This is a genomic window from Mesorhizobium sp. P2_E9, assembly GCF_056403815.1.
The window spans coordinates 374872-396860 of the sequence record NZ_JBFUET010000001.1 but is presented as its reverse complement, the minus strand read 5'-3'; the positions used below and the strand labels follow the sequence as shown (position 1 = coordinate 396860).

General features: G+C 61.8%; 21 protein-coding genes and 2 tRNA genes. 12 read left to right on the top strand and 11 right to left on the bottom strand.

Annotated features, from left to right (window positions below):
- The first annotated feature begins 162 nt into the window (after window positions 1-162).
- On the top strand, window positions 163-384 hold the full coding sequence (locus AC1D05_RS02040; RefSeq protein WP_477437713.1) for a hypothetical protein: 222 nt from the start codon (window positions 163-165) through the stop codon (window positions 382-384).
- 36 nt (window positions 385-420) lie between these two features.
- Here the strand turns inward: AC1D05_RS02040 and AC1D05_RS02035 are convergent.
- A tRNA-Val gene (locus AC1D05_RS02035) sits at window positions 421-496 on the bottom strand.
- Window positions 497-713: 217 nt separating this feature from the next.
- Between AC1D05_RS02035 and AC1D05_RS02030 the strand changes: the two genes are divergently transcribed.
- Window positions 714-790, top strand: a tRNA-Asp gene (locus tag AC1D05_RS02030).
- Window positions 791-1144: 354 nt separating this feature from the next.
- Window positions 1145-1660: a hypothetical protein gene (locus AC1D05_RS02025; protein WP_477437712.1), complete on the top strand. Its 516-nt coding sequence runs from the start codon at window positions 1145-1147 to the stop codon at window positions 1658-1660.
- Between the two features lie 170 nt (window positions 1661-1830).
- On the opposite strand, the gene rbsK is transcribed toward AC1D05_RS02025, so the two are convergent.
- From rbsK to AC1D05_RS02010, 3 genes are read right to left on the bottom strand one after another with little or no spacing between them, the layout of a single operon-like run.
- Window positions 1831-2760: a ribokinase gene (gene rbsK / locus AC1D05_RS02020; RefSeq protein WP_477437710.1), complete on the bottom strand. Its 930-nt coding sequence runs from the start codon at window positions 2758-2760 to the stop codon at window positions 1831-1833.
- Window positions 2761-2764: 4 nt separating this feature from the next.
- On the bottom strand, window positions 2765-3217 hold the full coding sequence (locus tag AC1D05_RS02015) for an RbsD/FucU family protein (protein WP_477437708.1): 453 nt from the start codon (window positions 3215-3217) through the stop codon (window positions 2765-2767).
- Window positions 3218-3244: 27 nt separating this feature from the next.
- Window positions 3245-4303: an ABC transporter ATP-binding protein gene (locus AC1D05_RS02010; RefSeq protein WP_477438132.1), complete on the bottom strand. Its 1059-nt coding sequence runs from the start codon at window positions 4301-4303 to the stop codon at window positions 3245-3247.
- 276 nt (window positions 4304-4579) lie between these two features.
- Here AC1D05_RS02010 and AC1D05_RS02005 point away from each other — a divergent pair, with 276 nt between their 5' ends.
- From AC1D05_RS02005 to AC1D05_RS01990, 4 genes are all read left to right on the top strand, one after another.
- Window positions 4580-6247 carry an ABC transporter substrate-binding protein gene (locus tag AC1D05_RS02005; protein ID WP_477437706.1) on the top strand — a complete coding sequence of 556 codons (1668 nt, stop codon included), beginning with the start codon at window positions 4580-4582 and terminating at the stop codon, window positions 6245-6247.
- A gap of 98 nt (window positions 6248-6345) precedes the next feature.
- Window positions 6346-7467, top strand: a complete 1122-nt coding sequence (locus AC1D05_RS02000; RefSeq protein ID WP_477437705.1) for a carbohydrate ABC transporter permease — start codon at window positions 6346-6348, stop codon at window positions 7465-7467.
- An 11-nt stretch (window positions 7468-7478) separates the two neighbouring features.
- A complete protein-coding gene (locus AC1D05_RS01995; protein WP_027042383.1) occupies window positions 7479-8396 on the top strand; it encodes a carbohydrate ABC transporter permease in 918 nt (305 codons plus the stop codon).
- The gene (locus AC1D05_RS01990; RefSeq protein WP_477437703.1) at window positions 8393-8698 is read left to right on the top strand and encodes a hypothetical protein; all 306 of its coding nucleotides are present in this window, start codon (window positions 8393-8395) and stop codon (window positions 8696-8698) included. The genes AC1D05_RS01995 and AC1D05_RS01990 overlap by 4 nt, the downstream gene beginning before the upstream one ends.
- On the opposite strand, the gene AC1D05_RS01985 is transcribed toward AC1D05_RS01990, so the two are convergent.
- On the bottom strand, window positions 8695-9438 hold the full coding sequence (locus AC1D05_RS01985; protein ID WP_477437701.1) for a creatininase family protein: 744 nt from the start codon (window positions 9436-9438) through the stop codon (window positions 8695-8697). The genes AC1D05_RS01990 and AC1D05_RS01985 overlap by 4 nt on opposite strands.
- Before the next feature lie 3 nt (window positions 9439-9441).
- Complete coding sequence (locus tag AC1D05_RS01980; protein WP_477437699.1) at window positions 9442-10008, bottom strand: SIS domain-containing protein; 567 nt, start codon at window positions 10006-10008, stop codon at window positions 9442-9444.
- A gap of 162 nt (window positions 10009-10170) precedes the next feature.
- On the opposite strand from AC1D05_RS01980, the gene AC1D05_RS01975 reads away from it, so the two are divergent.
- Window positions 10171-11193 (top strand): aldo/keto reductase, encoded by a 1023-nt coding sequence (locus tag AC1D05_RS01975; protein ID WP_477437698.1) that lies wholly within the window; start codon window positions 10171-10173, stop codon window positions 11191-11193.
- 88 nt (window positions 11194-11281) lie between these two features.
- Here AC1D05_RS01975 and AC1D05_RS01970 read toward each other — a convergent pair whose 3' ends face one another.
- The 4 genes from AC1D05_RS01970 to AC1D05_RS01955 form a co-directional block, all read right to left on the bottom strand.
- Window positions 11282-11554, bottom strand: a complete 273-nt coding sequence (locus AC1D05_RS01970) for an HU family DNA-binding protein (RefSeq protein WP_023798342.1) — start codon at window positions 11552-11554, stop codon at window positions 11282-11284.
- 299 nt (window positions 11555-11853) lie between these two features.
- On the bottom strand, window positions 11854-14265 hold the full coding sequence (gene lon / locus AC1D05_RS01965; RefSeq protein WP_477437696.1) for an endopeptidase La: 2412 nt from the start codon (window positions 14263-14265) through the stop codon (window positions 11854-11856).
- A gap of 273 nt (window positions 14266-14538) precedes the next feature.
- Window positions 14539-15813, bottom strand: a complete 1275-nt coding sequence (gene clpX / locus AC1D05_RS01960; protein WP_023759839.1) for an ATP-dependent Clp protease ATP-binding subunit ClpX — start codon at window positions 15811-15813, stop codon at window positions 14539-14541.
- 295 nt (window positions 15814-16108) lie between these two features.
- Complete coding sequence (locus AC1D05_RS01955) at window positions 16109-16738, bottom strand: ATP-dependent Clp protease proteolytic subunit (RefSeq protein ID WP_027042376.1); 630 nt, start codon at window positions 16736-16738, stop codon at window positions 16109-16111.
- A gap of 328 nt (window positions 16739-17066) precedes the next feature.
- On the opposite strand from AC1D05_RS01955, the gene AC1D05_RS01950 reads away from it, so the two are divergent.
- The gene (locus tag AC1D05_RS01950) at window positions 17067-17657 is read left to right on the top strand and encodes a hypothetical protein (protein WP_477437694.1); all 591 of its coding nucleotides are present in this window, start codon (window positions 17067-17069) and stop codon (window positions 17655-17657) included.
- A gap of 19 nt (window positions 17658-17676) precedes the next feature.
- Here AC1D05_RS01950 and AC1D05_RS01945 read toward each other — a convergent pair whose 3' ends face one another.
- Window positions 17677-18780 carry an NAD(P)/FAD-dependent oxidoreductase gene (locus AC1D05_RS01945; RefSeq protein WP_477437692.1) on the bottom strand — a complete coding sequence of 368 codons (1104 nt, stop codon included), beginning with the start codon at window positions 18778-18780 and terminating at the stop codon, window positions 17677-17679.
- Window positions 18781-18884: 104 nt separating this feature from the next.
- On the opposite strand from AC1D05_RS01945, the gene AC1D05_RS01940 reads away from it, so the two are divergent.
- Genes AC1D05_RS01940 through AC1D05_RS01930 form a run of 3 tightly spaced genes read left to right on the top strand, consistent with a single transcriptional unit; the run spans window position 18885 to window position 21945 of the window.
- On the top strand, window positions 18885-20135 hold the full coding sequence (locus tag AC1D05_RS01940; RefSeq protein ID WP_477437691.1) for a cytochrome P450: 1251 nt from the start codon (window positions 18885-18887) through the stop codon (window positions 20133-20135).
- Between the two features lie 25 nt (window positions 20136-20160).
- The gene (locus AC1D05_RS01935; RefSeq protein WP_477437690.1) at window positions 20161-21216 is read left to right on the top strand and encodes a hypothetical protein; all 1056 of its coding nucleotides are present in this window, start codon (window positions 20161-20163) and stop codon (window positions 21214-21216) included.
- Between the two features lie 21 nt (window positions 21217-21237).
- A complete protein-coding gene (locus AC1D05_RS01930) occupies window positions 21238-21945 on the top strand; it encodes a transporter substrate-binding domain-containing protein (protein WP_477437688.1) in 708 nt (235 codons plus the stop codon).
- Window positions 21946-21989: the final 44 nt, after the last annotated feature.

Genomic DNA, 21989 nt, shown 5'->3' with positions numbered 1-21989 from the left:
TCCTTGCATCGACGGCATTGGATCGGCCGCCTCCTGACCAGAGGCAACAGGACAAGCCGTCGCTCGGCGCATCAGCCGGCAAGTATTCCCTCGTAAGTTGCATGGAACGCATCCTCACCTCAAGGGTTGTCTATCAGTTCTAGCCAACCGAGGGGTTTGCAAATGGCCGACGAAATCAGAACAAGCCATATCTACCAGCGGGCTCATGCTTTGGCGGAAGGTGGTGTCCACAACTCTCCAGCCGAGATTGTTGCAGCGTTACTGGCCGAGGGTTACCCGGAGGCGGCCGAGCTGCTGAACACCAAAAACATCCATGCCGATCTGCGCCGGGTTTGTGACGCGGCCGCCGACGGACAGCCAGCCGCGCGCGACCTTCGCCACTGAGTAGCATTAACAGTATGGAATGGTGGGGTGCTGGAATGGTGGGCGATGACGGGCTCGAACCGCCGACATCTTCGGTGTAAACGAAGCGCTCTACCAACTGAGCTAATCGCCCGCTCCGGGCCGGACCTTTAAGCGGTCGAGACCGGCTTCGCAAGGCCAAATGAACAGGCGACGCCCTGTTCGCGGGCCGGATTTGCCAACAAAACGCCGGCTGTCAAAAAACCTTCTCCAGTTTGCTGTTATGATGGTTTGGTGCGCTTGACACCCGGTGGCGAACCCCTTATCCAGCGCCCCAACGACGAACACGGCTGACACGTGCTCGTCAATGCGCGGGTGTAGCTCAGTTGGTTAGAGTGCCGGCCTGTCACGCCGGAGGTCGCGGGTTCGAGCCCCGTCACTCGCGCCATTTCTCTCAAGGGTTTCAAACCCTTGGCATAGGGAAATGTCGACATGAATTGTCAAAGTCCACTTTCAGAAATGAAGTGTCGAGGCGCGGTCGGTGATCGTTACCAGCGCCAATCGTACGCGGCCGACGGTCTTCACAGCCGGCTTCAAAAAAACAATCATGCATGCGTGACGGTGTGGCAAACGGGACGCCACTCCAATAGGCTGAAAAGCAGCTCCTGAACCGACTCAGCCTGGTTGAGCCGCGTTTGATCTTGCGAATTGCGCTTGCGGATTTGCCCACAAAGCGCTCGATTCATTTCGCAGGTAACGGAGCTGCACCAGTATGCTGCCGAAACGGTATGGAGGACTTATAGTGTCAATCGCACCAAACATTCCTATACGCACGATATTCACCCTCGTTTACCTGGGTGCCGTGACGACGGTCGCCACCGCCCTTTTCCCGGCGACCGCGTCGGCCGACAGGCTGCAGCAGTGCGCGCGCGAGGGCGGCATCTGTCGTCTGCCGTATCCCGCCGAGGTGGTCTACGGCGCCCGGGGCCGCACAACCTCGCGCTATTTCGAGCGAAACGCCGTACCCTGCACAAATCGCGTTTTTGGCGACCCCGCACCGGGCAGGCCAAAGTCGTGTTTCATCGTCATGCGCGACCGGGACCAGTCGGATGACAATTACGACGAGCCGCGCCGCGAAAGATGGGCTGCCTGTGCCGATGAAGGCGAATTCTGCGACTTCGATGGCCGCAAGGTGGTCAGATACGGAGCGCGCGGCCGATTCACGCAGGACGTGTTCCGCAATGGCGTCCAATGCGACAACGATACATTCGGCGATCCCGCGCCCGATCAAGAAAAACGCTGCTACATCAAGCAGTAAGGGCATCGCCTGCGGGACATCTAGAGCGCGTCGCATTGAAGCGTATTCATGCGACGCACTTCGGGTCCTTGTTTGATGTATGCAGTTCTCCCAAACCGAGGTCACTTTTGGCCACATGCGTTAGGGCTGGAACAGCCTGATGGCTCGGTTGGGCCGCGAGCCTCAGTGTCTCAGCCCTTCGCCAACAGTGCCTCGACCTCCTGCAGCGTCGGCATCGACGGCGCGGTGCCGGGACGCGTCACCGAAATGCCGGCGACGGCGCAGGCGAAGCGCACAGCCTGCAGCGGCTCCACGCCTCGCGACAGCGCTGCGGCAAAGCCACCATTGAAGGCATCCCCCGCACCGGTGGTTTCGACAACCGGCCCGGCACTGATGGCGGGGATATGGTCGGAGCGGTCCTTCGAGTGCAGCAGCGCGCCCTTGTCGCCGAGCGTTACGATGACCGTGCCGACGCCCTTTTCAAGCAGCTTGCCGGCGGCGGCACGCGCCTCATCGACCGAGGAGACTTTCAGTCCGGTCAATTCCTCCGTCTCGGTCTCGTTCGGCGTGAGATAGTCGCAGAGCGCGTAGATGCGGTCGGGAAGCTTTGCCGCGGGAGCGGGGTTGAGGATGGTCGTCACCCCTGCCCCGCGCGCGATCTCCAGCGCCCGCATCGCGGCATCGATCGGCTGTTCGAGCTGCGTCACGAAGACGCCGGCGCCACGAATCAGATCGCCGTTGGCCTCGATATCGGCTGGCGAGATCAGCATGGCGGCGCCGGGGCTGACGATGATGGCGTTGTTGCCGCTGCCCTCCTCGACGAAGATGTAGGCAGCGCCGGTATAGCTGTCCGGCGTGTCGATGACGGCGCTCTTCACCCCGGCATCCTGCCAGGTCCGCTTGGCCATGTCGGCGAAGGCGTCGATGCCAAGCCGGGTCAGGAAGGTGGTGTCGGCACCGAGCTTGCCGGCGGCAACGGCCTGGTTCGACCCCTTGCCACCCGGACCCAGCTTGAACGAATTGCCGAGGATCGTCTCGCCCATGCGCGGCTGGCGATCGGCGCGATAGGCGGTGTCGGCGACAAAGACGCCCAAAATGACGACAGGCTTGCCGGTGGCCATGCTGCTACTCCGCATCCGGCGGCACCACGCCCTTGCGGAAGGCGAAGCAGCCATAGAAGCGGCGTTCGCCGGTCTGGATGACGCAATAGGCCTGCTTGGCGCGCTCATAGAAGGCATAGCGCTCAACGGAAATCATCGGCCAGGCCTTGCCTTCGGCCGTGTCGATCTCCTTTTGCACTTCCTTCTGCACCGGCGGGATCTCGTCCGGCTTGCCGACGATTTCCATGCGCGCAGCGGAGTCATCGACGAATGTGTCCAAGGGATAAAGCGACAACACCGCCTTCACCACCTCGGCCGCCGATGCATCGATGCGCAGCAGCCTGCCGTGCACGGTCTGCTTCGCCACCGAATCCGACGGGAAATTGGTGTCGGCGATGATCAGGTCATCGCCATGGCCCATCGCCCGCAATGCCTGCAGCACGTCGGCATTGAGCAGCGGATTGATGCCTTTGAGCATGATAGTCCTCGTGAAGTCCGTTTGAGATCAGAGACGCTTGCCTGTCTCGGCTTCGAAAAGATGGATCTGGTCGAGCCTCGGCTTCAGGGTCAGCGTGTCGCCGGGCTTGAAATCGTGGCGTTCACGGAACAGCGCCACCATCTCGCCCTCGCCGAAGCGCAGGAACACCAGCGTTTCCGAGCCGGTCGGCTCGACCACCGAAATCTTCGCCGGCACGCCATCGGGATGGATCTCCAGATGCTCCGGTCGCACGCCATAGACGACGGCCTGCCCGTCCTGCGCGGCGCTGTTCGGGGCAATCGGGAACAGCGTGCCAGCGATCTCGACGCCCGGCTTGTCGCCCTTGCGCATGATGCCCTTGAGCAGGTTCATCGACGGCGAGCCGATGAAGCCGGCGACAAACAAATTGGCCGGCCGGTCGAACAGCTCCAGCGGCGCGCCGACCTGCTCGATGCGGCCATCGCGCATGACGACGATCTTGTCGGCCATGGTCATGGCCTCGATCTGGTCGTGGGTGACGTAGATCGTGGTGGTCTTCAGCCGCTGGTGCAATTCCTTGATCTCGGTGCGCATCTGCACGCGCAGCTTGGCGTCGAGATTGCTGAGTGGCTCGTCGAACAGAAACACCTGTGGATTGCGCACGATAGCGCGCCCCATCGCCACGCGCTGGCGCTGACCACCGGAGAGCTGCCGGGGATAGCGCTTCAGATAGGGATTGAGATCGAGGATGTCGGCGGCGCGCTTGACCCGCTCGGCGACCTCGGCCGGATCGGTTTTGCGCAGCTTGAGGGCAAAAGCCATGTTCTGCTCCACCGTCTTGTGCGGGTAGAGCGCGTAGTTCTGGAACACCATGGCGATGTCGCGCTTGGCCGGCGGCAGATGATTGACGACGCGATCGCCGATGGCGATCGTGCCGCCGGAAACGGTCTCCAGCCCGGCCACCATTCTGAGCAGCGTGGACTTGCCGCAACCCGAGGGGCCAACCAGCACCACGAACTGTCCGTCGGCGATGTCGACGCTGACCTCATGCAGAACCTTGACGGTTCCAAACGCCTTGGCCACCTTGCTGATTGCGACTTGAGCCATCATCCTCCCTCTCGTTGCGGTGAAGCTAGCCAACGCCAACGGCAAGGGCAAGTCGGTCTCTTATAGATAAAAATCCATTCTCGTTGACACGGCATCCCGTTGTGCGAATAGTGATAGTTGCCAATCCGAATGCCGGACCTTTCACCCGGAAAGCGGAACTCCAGGCGACGCAGGGTGGGGTCCCACGTCCCCGTTTTATCGAGGAGAACCGTCGACGTCTCGGCGTCCGAATTTTTGGCATATCAATTCACGGTCTTGTTCTGGGAGGAATGGTAGATGAGAGTCGGTCTTTACGAGAAAATGGTCGGCGCGGGAGCAACCCGACGCGACATATTGAAGGGTGCGGCCAGCATGGCCGCCATCGCCGCCGCATCCGGCGCCGGGCTTGGCGCGTTCACGCGTCCAGCCTCCGCCGCCAGCGAGCTGCGCACGAAAATCCTGCAGATCCCCGGTGTCGGCAAGGGTCAGCCTACCGACGCCGACTTCCAGAAGGTCGGTGAGCTTTGCCTGGAGGCAACCAAGGCCAACGTCAAGGAAGGCGAATTCGCCGGCGTCGAGCTGACCTTCATGGGTCTCAACAACCAAAACCTGCACAACGTGCTGTTCCGCGGCTTCCTGAAGCCGTGGGAGGCCTATACCGGCGCCAAGATCAGCTGGATCGACCTGGCGCAGGCCGACTACAATGCCCGCCTGCAGCAGTCGATCGCCACCGGCACTGTCGACTTCGACATCATCGAGATGGGCGCGCCGTTCGAAGGCGATGTCTGCGGCAAGGGCCTGACGTCAGAGATGCCCGACTGGGTCAAGAAGCAGATCGATTTCGACGATCTGGTCAATTATCTGAAGCCGCCGGTCGGCACCTGGGACGGCAAGCAGTATCGCGTCACCATCGACGGCGACACACACAATTTCAACTACCGCACCGACGTGTTTGCCGATGCCGACCTCGCCAAGCAGTGGAAGGACGGTGGCGGGGCCGGCGAATGGGGCGTGCCGAAGACCTGGCAGCAGGTGCAGGCTGTCACCAAGTTCCTCAAGGGCAAGAAATTCAAGGGCCAGGACGTCTATGGCTATCTCGATGCGCCCAAGCCCTGGGGCGGGTTCGGCTTCTACTTCCTCGGCAGCCGTGCCACCGCCTATGCCAAGCATCCCGATGACAAGGCATGGCTGTTCGACGCCGATACGATGAAGCCGCGCATCAACAATCCGGCCTGGGTGCGCGCCATCCAGGACGTGATCGACGCGCTGCCGTCCGAACCGGCGGACCAGATCAACGCCGACCCGAACACCACCGGCTTCCAGCAGTTCCTGGCTGGCACCGGGTCGATGATCCCCTGGTGGGGCGACATCGGCTCCAACGTCAAGACCAACGATTCCTCGGTCATCGGCGACGTCACCGGCTTCTCGATCCTGCCGGGTTCGGACGATGTCTACAATTCCAAGACCGGCAAGTGGGAAAAGCTCGCCAGCGGGCCAAACTACTCACCGAACTGCGCCTATCTCGGCTGGGGCGTCTATGTCATGGCCCGCGTCGACAAGGACGAGAAGAAGAAAAAGGCGGCATGGTCCGCCGCCGCCCATCTCGGCGGCAAGGACCTGTCGATCTGGACGGCGATGTATCCGTCCGGCTTCCAGCCCTACCGCAACTCGCATTTCGATATTCCGGAATGGGTGGCGGCCGGCTACGACGAGGCCTTCATCACTTCCTACCTCAAGTCGGAAGGCGACAGCTACAATCATCCGAACGCGGCGATCGAGCCACGCATCCCCGGCATCTTCCAGTACTATTCCGCCGCCGAGGATATTTTGGCCAACACCTTCGCCGGCAAGATGAAGGCACAGGAAGGCGCCGACGCCATCGCCGCCGCCTGGGAAAAGCTCACCGACCAGATCGGTCGCGAAAAGCAGGTCAAGCTCTACAAGGCCTCGCTCGGCCTGGCCTGATCGTAGCATGAACCTGGGGTCCGGCGACGAGAGCCGCCGGACCCCGTCCTGACCGGCGTGGCCGGTCGCGAAGTGCCTTTTGCAAACGGACGAGACGCGTGGCTAACCAGACTTTGCCCACCAATGATTGGCCGGCAAACGCCGTCCCATCCGACCTCATCCCGCCAGGCCGCAAACGGCTCGGCTGGGCGCTGATGGCCGCTGCAACGCTCGGCCTGCTGGCAACGATCCTTGTTCAGATCCTTTACAAGAGCGAGGTCGACACGATCGGCTTCGAGACGTGGCGCCCCGTCGTCTACGCCTATGTGCTGTGGGGCGTGGCGATCGGCATCGGCCAGGTGCTGACGCGCGGCGAGGACGGCCAGCGCGCGCTGTTCCTGCTGCCGGCGCTGCTCTTCACCATCGCCATGGTGATCTTCCCGACCCTGTTCGGCTTCTATATCGCGCTGACCGACTGGAACCTTAGCTCCTTCAGCGGGCGCAGGTTCAACGGGCTCGACAATTTCTGGCAGATGCTGGCCGATCCCTATTATCGCAATGCGCTGTTCAACATGGTGCTCTACGTGCTCGCCGTGCTGGTCGAATATGTCATCGCCTTCGGCCTGGCGCTGTTGCTCAACGCCCAGATCCGCGCGCGAAAATTCTTCCGCGTCGTCTTCCTGATGCCGCTGATGCTGTCGCCGGTCGCGGTGTCGTGGATGGTCGGCAAGTCGCTGATGGAATATCGCTTCGGGCCGGCAGCAACGCTGGCGCGTCATCTCGGCTGGGAAAACCCGGCCTTCTTCTCGGATCCGATCATCGCCCGCATCTCAATCATGGTGCTGGACGCCTGGACCTTCATCCCGTTCATGATGATCATGCTGCTCGCCGGCCTGCAGGCGATGTCGCGCGAGATCCTCGAAGCGGCACGGGTCGACGGCGCCAATGCGTGGCAAACCTTCTGGCAGGTCACCTTCCCGCTGATGCTGCCGGTTTCGGTGACGGCGGTCATCCTGCGCATCATCTTCAAGCTGAAGCTCGCCGACATCATCATCACGGTGACATCAGGCGGGCCAGGCGGCGCCACCGATTCCGTCTCCAGTTTCATCTACCGCGAATACCGCGACCGCTCCAATGTCGGTTACGGCACCATGCTGGCGATGGCCTATCTGGTCATCATCGTCGTGTTCGTGACCTGGCTGCTGAAATTCGCCAACCGCTTCGTGCGCAACGTCAACTGAGCGGTGGGATCATGAGCGTTCAAACCACCGAATACACCGTTTCCGAAATCCGCTCTCCAGCGAGCTTCATCACCAGCCGTGTCTTCATCTATGGCGCGCTGGTGTTCTGGGCCTTCATCTGCCTGTTCCCGATCTACTGGACGCTAACCACCTCGTTCAAATCGGCGGTCGATGTCACGCAAGGCCATCTGATCCCCTTCGTCGACTTCCAGCCGGACTGGAAGGGCTGGCGATCGCTCGGCCTGTCGCCGGATTCGATCTTCCAGACCTCCACGGTGCGCGATGAGTTCTTCAAGCGCTTCATGAATTCGGTCATCACCTCGGTCGGCGCGTCGAGCCTTGCCATCGTCATCGGCAGCCTCGCCGCCTACGGCCTCACGCGCTACCGCTACAAGTTCGCCTGGTTCAAGAACGAGGACATCTCGTTCTTCTTCCTGTCGCAGCTGATCCTGCCGCCGGTGGTGCTGGCACTGCCGTTCCTGGTGCTCTACCGCGAAGTCGGCCTGCTCGACACGCGCATCGGGCTGATCCTGCTCTACACGCTGATGGTGTTGCCGATCGTCATCTGGATCATGCGCGACCAGTTCAATTCCATCCCCGTAGAGCTCGAGGAAGCGGCCCTCGTCGATGGCCTGTCTATCTGGGGCGCCTTTTTCCGCATCGTCATGCCGATCGCCCTGCCAGGCATGGTCGCCGCCTTCATCCTGGCGATGGTGCTGTGCTGGAACGAGTATTTCTTCGCCGCGCTTTTGACCTCGACCGATGCCAAGACCATTCCTGTCATGGTGGCGAGCCAGACCGGCTCGCAAGGCATCAACTGGTGGTCGATGGCAGCGCTTGCCACCGCGGCCATAGCGCCGCTGGCGGTCATCGGCATTGCCTTGGAACGCTATCTCATCATGGGCATGACGGCGGGAGCCGTGAAGTGACGACCCAATACTGGTTCGCGCGCAACATTCGCGTGGGCTACGACCGCTACGGCAAGGGCGTCATGCCGATTGCCTGGCAGGGTCGGGCCGTCATCGCCGGTTTTGTATTGGCAATGCTCTGTGGCGGCTTGCTCATGGCTCTGGTGGGCTTCTATGCCAACCACCTTGCTCTCGGCATAGCCCTTTACGTCATCCTGGCGATAGCCGGCGCCGGCACGTTCATCTGGGCCGTGGCCACCAAGAGCGATCCGGACAAGTCGATCGCCGACTACCGGGCGGAGCGGTTGAAAAGCCGGGATTAGGCCTTCAGGATCGCGCGCAGGTGATCCATGATCATGGCGACGCCCTTGTGCCCGAGTTCCGCCGATGCATCCTTGGCATCAGCCGTATACCAGCCGGTATTGTCGGCGAAGTGGGCCGTATCGACGGCCTCCGGACATAGCGCCAGCATCAGCGATGTCTCGCCGATGCCGGCATGGTCGAACGGGTACTTGCCGTTCATGGCGGCGGGCATGAGCGGATGCACCTGCACCCAGTTGAAGAAATTCTCCCCCGCGGCATGTCCGGCATAATAGTCGACCATCGTCTCGGAGCCCCACCAGCCCTCGCCGCGCTGCTTCTCGAGGAAACGGAAAATCGCCTGCCTGCCAGCGGTCTTGAAGGCGAGATCGGTCGGCATGCCGGCAGCGAAGTTTTCCGTCTGGTGATGGATGATGGCGTGGATGTTGCGGAAGCCGATGCGCAACAGGCTGTAGAACAGTTCCTCGCCGAACGGCGCCAGCTGATTGCCGCCGACCTGTACCGAACCCGTGCCTTCCGGCGGCGCCACCGCGTAGCTCGCAGCACCGTAGTAGAAGGGCGGCAGGATGACGACGTCCCTCTCCTTCTCGAACAGCTCCAGCGTCTTGATGACGGCCAGCGTGTCCATGCCGACAGCCATGTGCTCGCCATGGTATTCGAGCACGCCAAGCGGCAACGCGAGCGGCCAATTCTCAGCGATCGCCTTGCGAATCTGGTGCGGCAGCATCAGTTCATAACGCATGGTCTATTCCATGTTGGTGTGGCGGGCGCGCATGGCTTCGGGCGACGCACCGGTCAGGCATTTGAGCTTCAGCACCATCACCTCGAACAGCAGGAACAGCGCGCCTTCGAACACCGAGCCCATCGGCAGCACCGATGTCTTTTGCGATCCCTGGTCATTGGCCATTGTCTGCGCCGGGATGAGCAGCGTGAAATCAGCCCGCTTCGCCGCGCGGCCTTCGGCCTGAGCGGTCAACAGGAGGTTGGTTGCACCTGCATCGTGCGCGACCTGCATCAAGGTCAGCACCGTCGAGGTCTCTCCTGGTCCGGAACTGGCCAGGAAGGCATCGCCTGGGCCCAGCGGCGGCGTGGTCATGTCACCGACCACCGAGACCGGCAGGCCGAGGTGATAGAGCCGCATGGCGAAACCCTTGACCTGCAAAGCCTCGCGGCCGCAGCCATAGACGACGATCTGCCTGGCTTCGGCCAACAGCTTGCAGGCGGAATCGATGCGGCTCTCATCCACGCGCGCCAGCACGGCGCCGAGTTCGTCGAGCGCGGTTCCAAACAGGTTTTCGTTCTTGTCGCTCACCGCTGACCCGCCCCGAAATCGCCGTGGGATTTTCCACGAACAGCTTGATTTCGTTCATGCTAGCAACCGCGAAAATGCGTGTCCAACACTGCGCGGCGCTTTTGCCTGATCACAGGCATGATAGTGTCATGTCAGACAAATCAAGCCAGGACACACCAGGACATGAAGACACGGCATTTCGACCGCATCGGCAATGGCGGGATCACCTTTACCGAGCTCGGCTTCGGCACGGCGCCGCTCGGCAATCTCTACCGCGCCGTCTCCGACGAGGATGCCAATGCCACGCTCGATGCCGCCTGGGCGACCGGCTGCCGCTACTACGACACCGCGCCGCTCTATGGGCTCGGCCTGTCGGAAACACGGCTCAACCCGTTCCTGCGCGGCAGGAAGCGCGACGACTATGTGCTGTCGAGCAAGGTCGGCCGCCTGATGCGCGCTTGCCCGCCGGAGCAGCGCACGGGCATCGGCAAGTTCTTCGACACGCCATCGCGTAGGGAAGTCTACGATTACAGCTATGACGGCGTGATGCGGTCATTTGAGGCCTCGCTAGAGCGGCTCGGCGTCGACCGGATCGACATCCTGTTCGTGCACGATGTCGACATCTTCACCCATGGCAGCAAGGAGGCGTCCGACCAGCGCATCGAGGAATTCATGCGCTCGGGCTATTACGGGTTGCTGTCGCTGCGCGACCAGGGCGTCATCAAGGCGTTCGGCGGCGGCATCAACGAATGGCAGGTTGCCCAGACGCTGGCCGAGCGCGGCGATTTCGACCTGTTCCTGCTTGCCGGGCGCTACACGCTGCTGGAACAGGAGGCGCTTGCCACCTTCCTGCCGCTCTGCCAGAAGCGCGGCATCGGCATCGTGCTGGGCGGCCCCTACAATTCCGGCATCCTGGCGACAGGACCGAAGCCCGGCGCCTACTACGACTATTCAGAGGCGCCCAAGGACATTCTCGAGCGGGTCGCCGGCATTGAGGCTGTCTGCAAGCGCCATGGCATCAGGCTGATCGAGGCGGCGCTGCAATTTCCGCTGCTGCATCCCTCGGTGGTCTCGGTGATCCCCGGTGGCCAGCGGCCAAGCGAGGTCGAAAGCAACCGGTCACTGCTCGACGCGAAACTGCCAGCGGCCCTTTGGGCCGATCTCAAGAAGGAAGGCCTGATGCGCGCGGATGCGCCGACAGCATAGCGCGGCGATCATCCAAAGCAGAGCGCGGGCACAAAAATGAAAAGCCGGGCGAGCCCGGCTTTTCTGTCTCTGAAAAAGAAAAACGCGTTTAGTTGACTGCGTCCTTGAGGCCCTTGCCGGCCGAAAACTTCGGCACGGTGCGTGCCGGGATCTGCACTTCGGCGCCGGTCTGCGGGTTGCGGCCGGTGGAGGCCGCACGCTTTGACACGGTGAAATTGCCAAAGCCGACAAGCCGGACATCGCCGCCCTTCTTCAGTTCGCCGGTGATCACGGAAAATACCGCATCGACCGCCGACTGCGCGTCACCCTTCGAAATGCTCGCGGCGTCGGCGACAGCGGACACCAGTTCGTTCTTGTTCATAAAAATTCCCTTCCATGAGAACACCGGAACTAACGACTCATCCGGCAGGAAACGGACTTTAGAAAGAAGCGCTCCCGCAACCAAGTCGAAAAGGCAGGAAAAAAGCGGAAAAAGCCCGGAAATCCGGGGTTTTTCACATGAAAAAGCCGGGCGCGAGGCCCGGCTTTCCGTTTGTGCACTGCAACTTTAGCAAATATTAATGCATGGCCCCGAAAACCGATGTCGGTTTCCGGAAAGGACCATGCATAAGTCCCAAGTGTTAGAGCGTCCTTTGCGCGCCCAATTGGACGCGCGGCGCTCTAATGCGCAAGCGACTTTCCAGCGTCGTCAACGCTGTCGGTCGTGGCCGGCGGATTGACCGGTTCGACCCACTCGATCGGCTCCGGCATACGCACCAGCGCGTGCCGCAACACCTCGCCAACGCGCGAGACCGGAATGATCTCCATGCCGTTCTTCACATTGTCCGGAATCTCCGCCAGATCCTTGGCGTTGTCTTCCGGGATCAGCACCTTCTTGATGCCGCCGCGCAATGCGGCGAGCAGCTTTTCCTTCAGGCCGCCGATCGGCAAGATGCGGCCGCGAAGCGTTATCTCGCCAGTCATCGCCACATCGGCGCGGACCGGAATACCCGTCAGCACCGACACAATGGCTGTCGCCATGGCAGCACCAGCGGACGGGCCGTCCTTCGGCGTGGCGCCTTCCGGCAAGTGGACGTGGATGTCACGCTTGTCGAACAGCGGCGGTTCGATGCCGAAATCGATGGCGCGCGAGCGGACATAAGAGGCCGCCGCCGAAATCGATTCCTTCATCACGTCGCGTAGATTGCCGGTCACCGTCATGCGACCCTTGCCGGGCATCATGACGCCTTCGACCGTCAGCAGCTCGCCGCCGACTTCCGTCCAGGCAAGACCGGTGACGACACCGACCTGATCGTCGGCCTCGACCTGGCCGAAGCGGAAGCGCTGGACACCGAGGTAGTCGGCAAGGTTCGCCGCCGTGATGCTCACCGTCTTCTTCTTCGTCTTCAGGATCTCGGTCACCGCCTTGCGCCCAAGCTTCATCAGCTCGCGCTCCAGGCTCCGGACACCCGCTTCACGGGTGTAGGTCTGGATGATGGCGCGGATCGCGTCCTCGCCAACGGAGAACTCCTTCGGCTGCAGCGCGTGATCGCGGATCACCTTCGGCATCAGATGCCGCTTGGCGATTTCGATCTTCTCGTCCTCGGTGTAGCCGGCGATACGGATGATCTCCATGCGGTCCATCAAGGGCGCAGGGATGTTCAGCGTGTTCGCCGTCGTCACGAACATCACGCTCGACAGGTCGTATTCGACCTCGAGGTAATGGTCCATGAACGTCGAGTTCTGCTCGGGATCGAGCACCTCGAGCAGCGCCGACGACGGATCGCCACGGAAGTCCTGGCCCATCTTGTCGATCTCGTCGAGCAGGAAGAGCGGATTGGACTTCTTCGCCTTCTTCATCGACTGGATGACCTTGCCGGGCATCGAGCCGATATAGGTCCGCCGATGGCCACGAATCTCGGCTTCGTCACGCACGCCGCCCAGCGCCATGCGGATGAATTCGCGACCTGTCGCCTTGGCGATCGACTTGCCGAGCGAGGTCTTGCCAACGCCGGGAGGGCCGACGAGGCACAGGATCGGCCCCTTCAGCTTCTTCTGGCGGCTCTGCACGGCCAGGTACTCGACGATGCGGTCCTTGACCTTGTCGAGGCCGAAGTGATCGGTGTCGAGCACGTTCTGCGCGAAAGCCAAGTCCTGCTTGACCTTGGAGTTCTTGCCCCACGGAATCGACAGGATCCAGTCGAGATAGTTGCGCACGACGGTCGATTCCGCCGACATCGGCGACATCGTCCTGAGCTTCTTCAACTCGGCTTCCGCCTTTTCGCGGGCCTCCTTGGAGAGCTTGGTCTTCTTGATGCGCGCCTCGATCTCGGCAGCCTCGTCGCGGCCGTCCTCGCCTTCGCCGAGCTCCTTCTGGATCGCCTTCATCTGCTCGTTGAGGTAGTATTCGCGCTGCGTCTTCTCCATCTGACGCTTGACGCGCGAGCGGATGCGCTTCTCCACCTGCAGGACGGAGATTTCGGCTTCCATGAAGCCCATCGCCTTTTCCAGCCGCTCCTTGACCGAGAGCGTGGCCAGCATTTCCTGCTTTTCAGGGATCTTGATGGCGAGATGCGAGGCAACCGTATCGGCGAGTTTGGAATAGTCGTCGATCTGGCTGGCAGCACCCACCACTTCAGGCGAGATCTTCTTGTTCAGCTTGACGTAGTTCTCGAAGTCGGTGACGACCGAGCGGGCCAGCGCCTCAACCTCGACCTCTTCCTCCTCCGGCTCGACCAACGCCGTGGCGCGGGCTTCGTGGAAGTCGGGACGATCGGTGAAGGAGACGATTTTCGCACGCGAAGCGCCCTCGACCAGAACCTTGACGGTGCCGTCGGGCAGCTTCAGCAATTGCAGCACATTGGCGAGCGTGCCGATGTCGAAGATGGCATCGGGCTCGGGATCGTCATCGGCGGCATTCATCTGGGTGGCAAGCAGGATCTGCTTCTCCTGACCCATCACCTCTTCCAGCGCCTTGATCGACTTTTCACGCCCGACAAAGAGCGGAACGATCATGTGCGGAAACACCACGATGTCGCGCAGTGGGAGGACTGCGAAGACGCCGTCGCTGGGAGCCTTGGATATTTTGGCCATTGTCCAACCTTTCATGTCGCGGCCACCATCAGGCCAACCGCGAATCTCATATTAACGACCGGGGATCGTTCCGCCTACCACCGTTTGTGACGGGAGTTTTACAGCACAGAATTCGGCACCTCGGCCTTCCAGTGTTAGGTGGATGCACGCGGGGCAAAGATCAAGAGTTAACATCGCCGGCAAATCCACTCCATCACCGAGGTCGGGTGTCCTTCACAGCAAAACGGCGCCGCAACGGCGCCGTTCCACAAAAATATGGGGTCAGTTGCCATATCAGGCGCTGACATTGCCCTTCTTTTCCTTCTGTTCGGAGTAGATATAGAGCGGCCGGGCACTGCCGGTCACCACTTCCTCCGAAATCACCACTTCACGCACGCCCTCGAGCGCGGGCAGTTCGAACATGGTGTCGAGCAGGATCGCTTCCATGATCGAGCGTAGGCCGCGGGCGCCGGTCTTGCGCTCGATGGCGCGCTTGGCGATCGCCGACAGCGCGTTCTCGTGGAAGGTCAGGTCGACATTTTCCATCTCGAACAGCCGCTGATACTGCTTGACCAGAGCGTTCTTCGGCTCGGTCAGGATCTGGATCAGCGCCGGCTCGTCGAGGTCCTCCAGCGTCGCCAGAACCGGCAGACGGCCGACGAACTCGGGGATGAGGCCGAATTTCAACAGATCCTCGGGCTCGACCAGGCGGAAGACATCGCCGGTGCGACGATCCTCCGGAGAAGCGACGATGGCGCCGAAGCCGATCGAGGTCTTTCTGCCGCGATCCGAGATGATCTTGTCCAGGCCGGCGAAGGCGCCGCCGCAGATGAACAGGATGTTGGCGGTGTCGACCTGCAGGAATTCCTGCTGCGGATGCTTCCTGCCGCCCTGCGGCGGCACGGAGGCGACGGTGCCTTCCATGATCTTCAGCAGTGCCTGCTGCACGCCCTCGCCCGACACGTCGCGGGTGATCGAGGGATTGTCGGACTTGCGCGAAATCTTGTCGATCTCGTCGATGTAGACGATGCCGCGCTGGGCGCGCTCGACATTGTAGTCGGCCGACTGCAGCAGCTTCAGGATGATGTTCTCGACGTCCTCGCCGACATAACCGGCTTCGGTCAGCGTCGTCGCGTCCGCCATGGTGAACGGCACGTCGATGATGCGGGCGAGCGTCTGCGCAAGCAGCGTCTTGCCGCAACCGGTCGGGCCGATCAGCAGGATGTTGGACTTGGCCAGCTCGACGTCGTTGTTCTTGCCGGCATGCGCAAGGCGTTTGTAGTGGTTGTGGACGGCCACCGACAGTACGCGCTTGGCGTAGGGCTGGCCGATCACATAGTCGTCGAGAACCTTGAGGATCTCCTGCGGTGTCGGCACGCCCTCGCGCGACTTCACCATCGAGGTTTTGTTCTCCTCGCGGATGATGTCCATGCAGAGCTCGACGCATTCGTCGCAGATGAAGACCGTCGGACCGGCGATCAGCTTGCGCACCTCATGCTGGCTTTTGCCGCAAAACGAGCAATAAAGCGTGTTCTTCGAGTCACCGCTGTTGTTGCCGACCTTGCTCATTTTCCTGTCCTTTCATGGCCGCCCGCCGATGGTCTGGCTGAAAGGGCGCATATTCTAACTATCGCGGGAATTCGCCGCCGCCAGTGTCCCGGCTCCCGCAACGTATTCCGTACGAAACACAAATCAGAAAACGTGGCAATGATTCGCAGCAACCCCACACAAAGCTAAGCCGTCGAAAATCAACATAGCCTTAACGTAGGCAATCCTGACCGTCGAGGGAACAGCCAATTGTGGCCGAAATGCCGCAAGAGGCGCCAAAAGCGCGTGATGGTGCCATCCAACTGCCACCCAGCCCTTATGCCACGGCGGCTTCAGGCGGCTCGCGCGACGAAATGACCTTGTCGATGAGGCCGAAATCCTTGGCTTCGTCGGCGGTCATGAAATGGTCGCGGTCGAGCGTGCGTTCAATCTCCTCGTAGGTCTTGCCGGTGTGCTTGACATAGACCTCATTGAGACGGCGCTTCAGCTTGACGATGTCCATGGCGTGGCGCTCGATGTCGGAAGCCTGGCCCTGGAAGCCGCCCGACGGCTGGTGAACCATGATGCGGGCGTTCGGCGTGGCGAAGCGCATGTCCTTGTGGCCGGCGGTCAGGAGCAGCGAGCCCATCGAGGCGGCCTGGCCGATGCAGAGCGTCGATACGGCCGGCTTGATGAACTGCATGGTGTCATAGATCGCCATGCCCGAGGTGACCACGCCGCCCGGCGAATTAATGTAGAGGTTGATTTCCTTCTTCGGATTCTCGGCTTCGAGGAATAAAAGCTGTGCGCAGACCAGCGTCGCCATGCCGTCCTCGACCGGACCGGTGATGAAAATGATGCGCTCCTTGAGGAGGCGCGAGAAAATGTCGTAGGCCCGCTCGCCGCGATTGGTCTGTTCGACCACCATCGGAACGAGGTTCATGTAGGTTTCGACGGGGTTCTTCATCAGATATCTCTTATCTCGCGGTGGGATTCCGGCGCCGGGAAGGTTGGCAGATCGGGCAGAATCGGGACTGGATCGTTATTCCGTAGATAGGATGCCGGCTCATCCTTGTGCAAGGCCGACCCGTCCTAGCCATCTGGGTAAGTCGAATCAAGCTTTACGGCCAAGGATTCGCACCTGCGCCGGTCTGGGGCAGCCGCGCCGATCCGCAGCGTAGCAGTTTCTTAACCGCGTCACTTAACGAAATGCGGCAAAACCGCTTTTCTACGCAACGGCTTGCCCTACAATCCAACGTTGAACTTATGTGTAAAGTTCAAACAGGGGGAGTGTCATGTTCAGGAGAAGCGCATCCTTCGCCATTGCCGGGCTGGCCATGCTCGGCACGACTTCGCAGACGGCGGCCGGCGGCCGCGCCGTGGAATGCTACGAACCGGTCCGCACGCCGGCGGTATACGACACGGTCTATGAAGACGTGATGGTCAACCCACCCGGCCAGCAGGTCGACTACACCCCGCCCATCTACGGCACGCGCGAACGCGTGGTGATGACCGTTCCGGCACAGGTGAGCTACGAGATCGTGCCCGCCATCACCCGCACCGTCTACCACACGGTGCAAGTCGACGACGGCGGCTATTCCTGGGAATGGCGCGTCATCCACGGCCGCAGGGTGTTGTGCAAGATCTGGCACAAGGCACGTTATGAGCGCGTCGCCGAGACGGTGGTGATCCAGCCCGAGCGCACGCGACGTGTCGTCATTCCAGCGCAGTACGACAAGATTGCCGAGGAAGTGCTGATACAGCCGGAGCAAAGGCGCATCATCGATGTACCTGCCTCCTACCAGACCGTCGCGCGGCGCGTGGTGGTCCGCGAAGGGTCGTCAGGCTGGCGGCGCGTGCATATTCCCAGGCATTGCCAGGATTAATTCAGGTTCGGGCGGACGCTCAGGCCACCTCCGCCCGCAGCCATGCTTTCAGTCCCGCGACGTCGCCGTCGCCGACAGCCGCGGCAACGCGCCTGCCAACCGCCGCGCCGAACTTGTAGCCGTGGCCGGAGCAGGCTGAGACGATCAGGCACCTGCCCTTCTCTTGCGCCATGAATTTCTCGTCGGCGGTGAAAGTGTAGGCGCAGGTGACGACCTCGGTCACCTCATATTCCTCGATGCGGGCGATCGGTGGCGAAAACAGGTTGCGGATCGCCTCGCCCTCACCCGGCACCGGGTCACGATTCCAGTCGGCGTCGCTGGTGGGCACCCTGTGCAACCCGGAGCCGAATTTCATGCCAGCGCCGCCCGAGGGCGGGATTGCGTAACCGTCGACAGAACCGCCAATATCAAGGATCACCGGTGACGCATCCCAGGCGGCCTTGAGGTCGGCTGGCGGTTCGACATAGGCGAGTGCAGTCCGATAGGTCTTCAGCTCGCCATCCAGTTCCGGAAACAGTTTCAGCACCCAGGCGCCGGCCGCGACGACAATGCGATCGGCCTGCATGGTTTCACCACCTTCGAGCACGATATGGCCGGCATCGGCGTCGATGGCGGTGACCTTGCTGTTTTCGTAGACATTGGCGCCTTGGGCGCGCAACCACTTCGCCAGGCTGGAGGCGATCTTGCGGGAATGCAGCGCGCCGCCTTCGGTCGAAAAATAGGCATAGCGGAACGAGCCGGCTTGCAAAAACGGCCAGCGTTTCACGGCTGCGTCCGATTCCAGCAACTCAAAAGGGAAATTCCCCGCTTCCAGACCCTCGCGGTACTCCTCTGCCTCGTCGCCCGGCTCACGCGAAATGCAGACAAACCCGCGCGCATCGAGGTGGCTTTCGCCGAGATCGGCCCACATCTCGTCCCAGGCCTGATAGGCCTCGGTGATCAGCCGGCCGTAGCCACTTCCGGCCCGGTAGGCGCGGCGGATGACGCGATGATGGTCGCCCGACGCCGCCAACGGATTGGGAATAGGCCCCTGCTCGACGATGGAGACGCTGTGGCCGGCCTTGACCAGCGACCATGCCGTGGAGAGACCGGCAATACCCGCGCCGACAACGATCACATTCATCCGCTCAGACCTTCCACAGCCGCCACGGCTGGATCAATTCATGGGGTATCGCGCGCCAACATACGGTCTGGAATGAGGCTGGCAAGCCGCGCTATGGGTCTGGCATGACCAAATTGACGCTGCCCTATCTGGCCCTTGATCCAGCCACTCGCCAGCTGCGGCTCGACCCGCACGAGCCGGCTTTCTTCCTGAACCCTTATGAGGCCTATGGTTTCCTGCATGGCGTATCGAATGCCTTCTTCTGGGAAGAATTCGGCTTCTTGTGCTTTGGCGGCTTCGACGATGTCAACCGGCTGCTGCGCGACCGCCGCTTCGGTCGCCAGAACCCCGCCGGTATTCCCGACAGCCGTGGCAACGGCCAGGACCGAAGCCATCTCAAGGCGTTCGACGGCATCGAAGCGAACTCCATGCTCGAGCTGGAACCGCCCGTGCACACGCGGCTGAGGACGCTGGTCAACCGCGCCTTCGTCTCGCGCCAGGTCGAGCGGCTGCGGCCACGTGTCGAAGCGCTCGCCAACGAGCTGATCGACCGCTTCGATCCGAGCGGCCCCGTCGACCTTTTGCCCGCCTTCGCGGCCCCGTTGCCGATCACCATCATCGCCGAAATGCTCGGCGTGCCGGTCGAGATGGGGTCCCAACTGCTCGACTGGTCACATCAAATGGTCGCCATGTACATCCATGGCCGCACGCGCGAGACCGAGGAGACGGCCAATCGCGCCGCAGGCCAATTTGCCGATTTCCTGCGTGGCTACGTCACCGAGCGTCGCAAGAATCCCGGCGACGACCTGCTGTCGCTGCTGATTTCGGCGCAGGAGGACGGCCAAAAACTGTCCGAGGACGAGATGGTGTCCTCGGCGATCCTGCTGCTCAATGCCGGCCATGAAGCGACCGTGCACCAGACCGGCAACGCAGTGCGCTCGATCCTGGCGCAAGGCGGCGATCCGCGACGCTTCTTCGCCTCGCCCGAAGCGACCGCTGCCACCGTCGAGGAATGCCTGCGCTTCGACGCGCCGCTGCATATGTTCATGCGCTACGCCTATCAGGAGATCGAGATTGCGCCTGGCATCGTGGTGCAGCCGGGCCAGACGATCGGGCTTTTGCTCGGCATGGCCAATCATGATCCGCGCGCTTTCGCCGAACCGCTGGCCTTCCGGCCGGACCGGACAGACCAGAAGAACGTGTCCTTCGGCGCCGGCATCCATTTCTGCATCGGCGCGCCGCTGGCGCGGCTCGAATTGCAGATGTCGCTGAAAACCCTGTTCGAACGGCAGCCAAAGCTCCATCTTGCCGAACAGCCGCGCTTCCGCGACACTTACCACTTCCATGGGCTGGAAACGCTCGCTGTCGGCTTCTGAACGATCGCGGGCCTGGGGCTGCGCGATGAGACTGTTTTCCAAACTGGCGACGGCGTTCGCATTGGCATGGCTGTGCGCCTGCCTGGGGGCGGCGCGCGCCCAGCAGCAGCCGGAAAACATACCTCAGGAAAACAGCGATGCCGTCGCCAGGGCCATGGCTGGCGGTCTGCTCGAACGCCAAACGGGCGCGGCTGTGCCCGCGGACAAGTTCTGGGCCTATGAAGTCGACTTCAACCTCGACGGTTTGTCCGAAATCTATGCCTATGTCGCGGATCCCGCCTGCGACGGCGTGAAATGCGGGCTTTTCCTGTTCGTGTTGGAAGGCGACGGCTACCGTGAGGTCCTCGGCGACATCCCGGGTGCGAGACTGACGCCTCCAGACAGGGTCGCTCTCGGTGCCTTCAAGCGCAACGGCTTCATCGACCTGCAACTCGACCAGAAGCTATTTGGCTGGACCGGCGACCATTACGCTGAAGTCTCGACCTTCCCCGCCACATCGCTCGACGGCACTGCTTTCATCGCGGCCTGCCAAAAAAGCAAATCCAGCGAGCAACCTGAAGACGGCGAGGCCGAACGGGTCGCCGGTGAGTGCCAATGCCAGTTTAACCGGTTTCAAGCGATCGGCTTCACCCAGGCCGACCTTGACCAATATGCCGCCTCGCTGGGTGAGAATTTTGAATATCCCAGCGGCGGCAAAGAGAAGGCCTGGCAAGCCGTCACCACGAACGCGAGCGATGCCGCAACCGGCTGTGACGTGGTCAGCGGCAAGAGCCAGTGGCAGTCGGCCTACGTCAATCATGGCGACCAGCCGCAACAGAGGCTCGATTTCAACGGCTTCATTGCTGCCTGCCCGACCCAGGATTTCATCCTGACCAACCGCAAGGTCGGCTCGCCGGACCGTGCTCTCAGCCTTTGCGGCTGTCTCGCTCGGGAAATGCCGACACAAGGAGTGACGCAGGCCCAGTTGGATCTCGTGACGCGCTACTACCGCGACGAGATATCGGACACCGATGCCGAGGATGCGCTGGCGATGCACGACAAGGCGTCCGAAGCCTGCCTCAGCCAGTTCCCGGCAAAATAGATTCCGGAATCAATGATCGAAATGAAATTCGCTTTCCTGGAAGAGCCGCCATTCTGCTTCACCGGCGCATCGGGTGAGGTTTCGGGTTGCGACGTCGAGCTTGCGCAAAGGGTCAGCAGCATGCTGGGCTTTGCGGACTTCATGACGATAGGAACCGAATTCGCCGAATTGTTGCCGGGGTTGGTCGACAACCGCTGGACCGTGACAACCGGCCTGTTCGTCTCCGACGAGCGCAAGCAGATTGTCGACTTCACCCGGCCGATCTGGGCTCTGCAGGATGGGTTGCTGGTGAGGCGAGGCAATCCGCGCGGCTTTAGCGGATACCAATCGATCGCGAAGGACCCGACTGCATTGATCGGCGTCATCACCGATCAGGTCCAGCATCTTACGGCGTCGCGGAATGGACTCTCGCCCAGCCAGATCCGGCCGTTCGCGACACAAGCGGAGGCGGCGCAAGCGGTCTCCGACGGCATGGTGCATGCCTATGCCAGCGTTGCCATGGCGCACCGAGGTTATCTGGCGCAGCGACCGGAAATCCAGCTTGAAATTGTCGAGGTTCCCGCGGCTGAAAAGCCGCCATCGGCCGGTGCCTTCGCGATCGCCAAGGAGAATGCCGACCTGCTCCGCCGCATCGATGATTGCCTCGCTGAGCTGCTCGGCAGCGACTGGCACCGGCGGATGATGGCCCGATACGGATTTTCAGACAGTGACATCGATCGCGTCGTCTGACCCGGATGCCTAAAGCGCGTCGCGTTTGATCGGATTCACGCGAT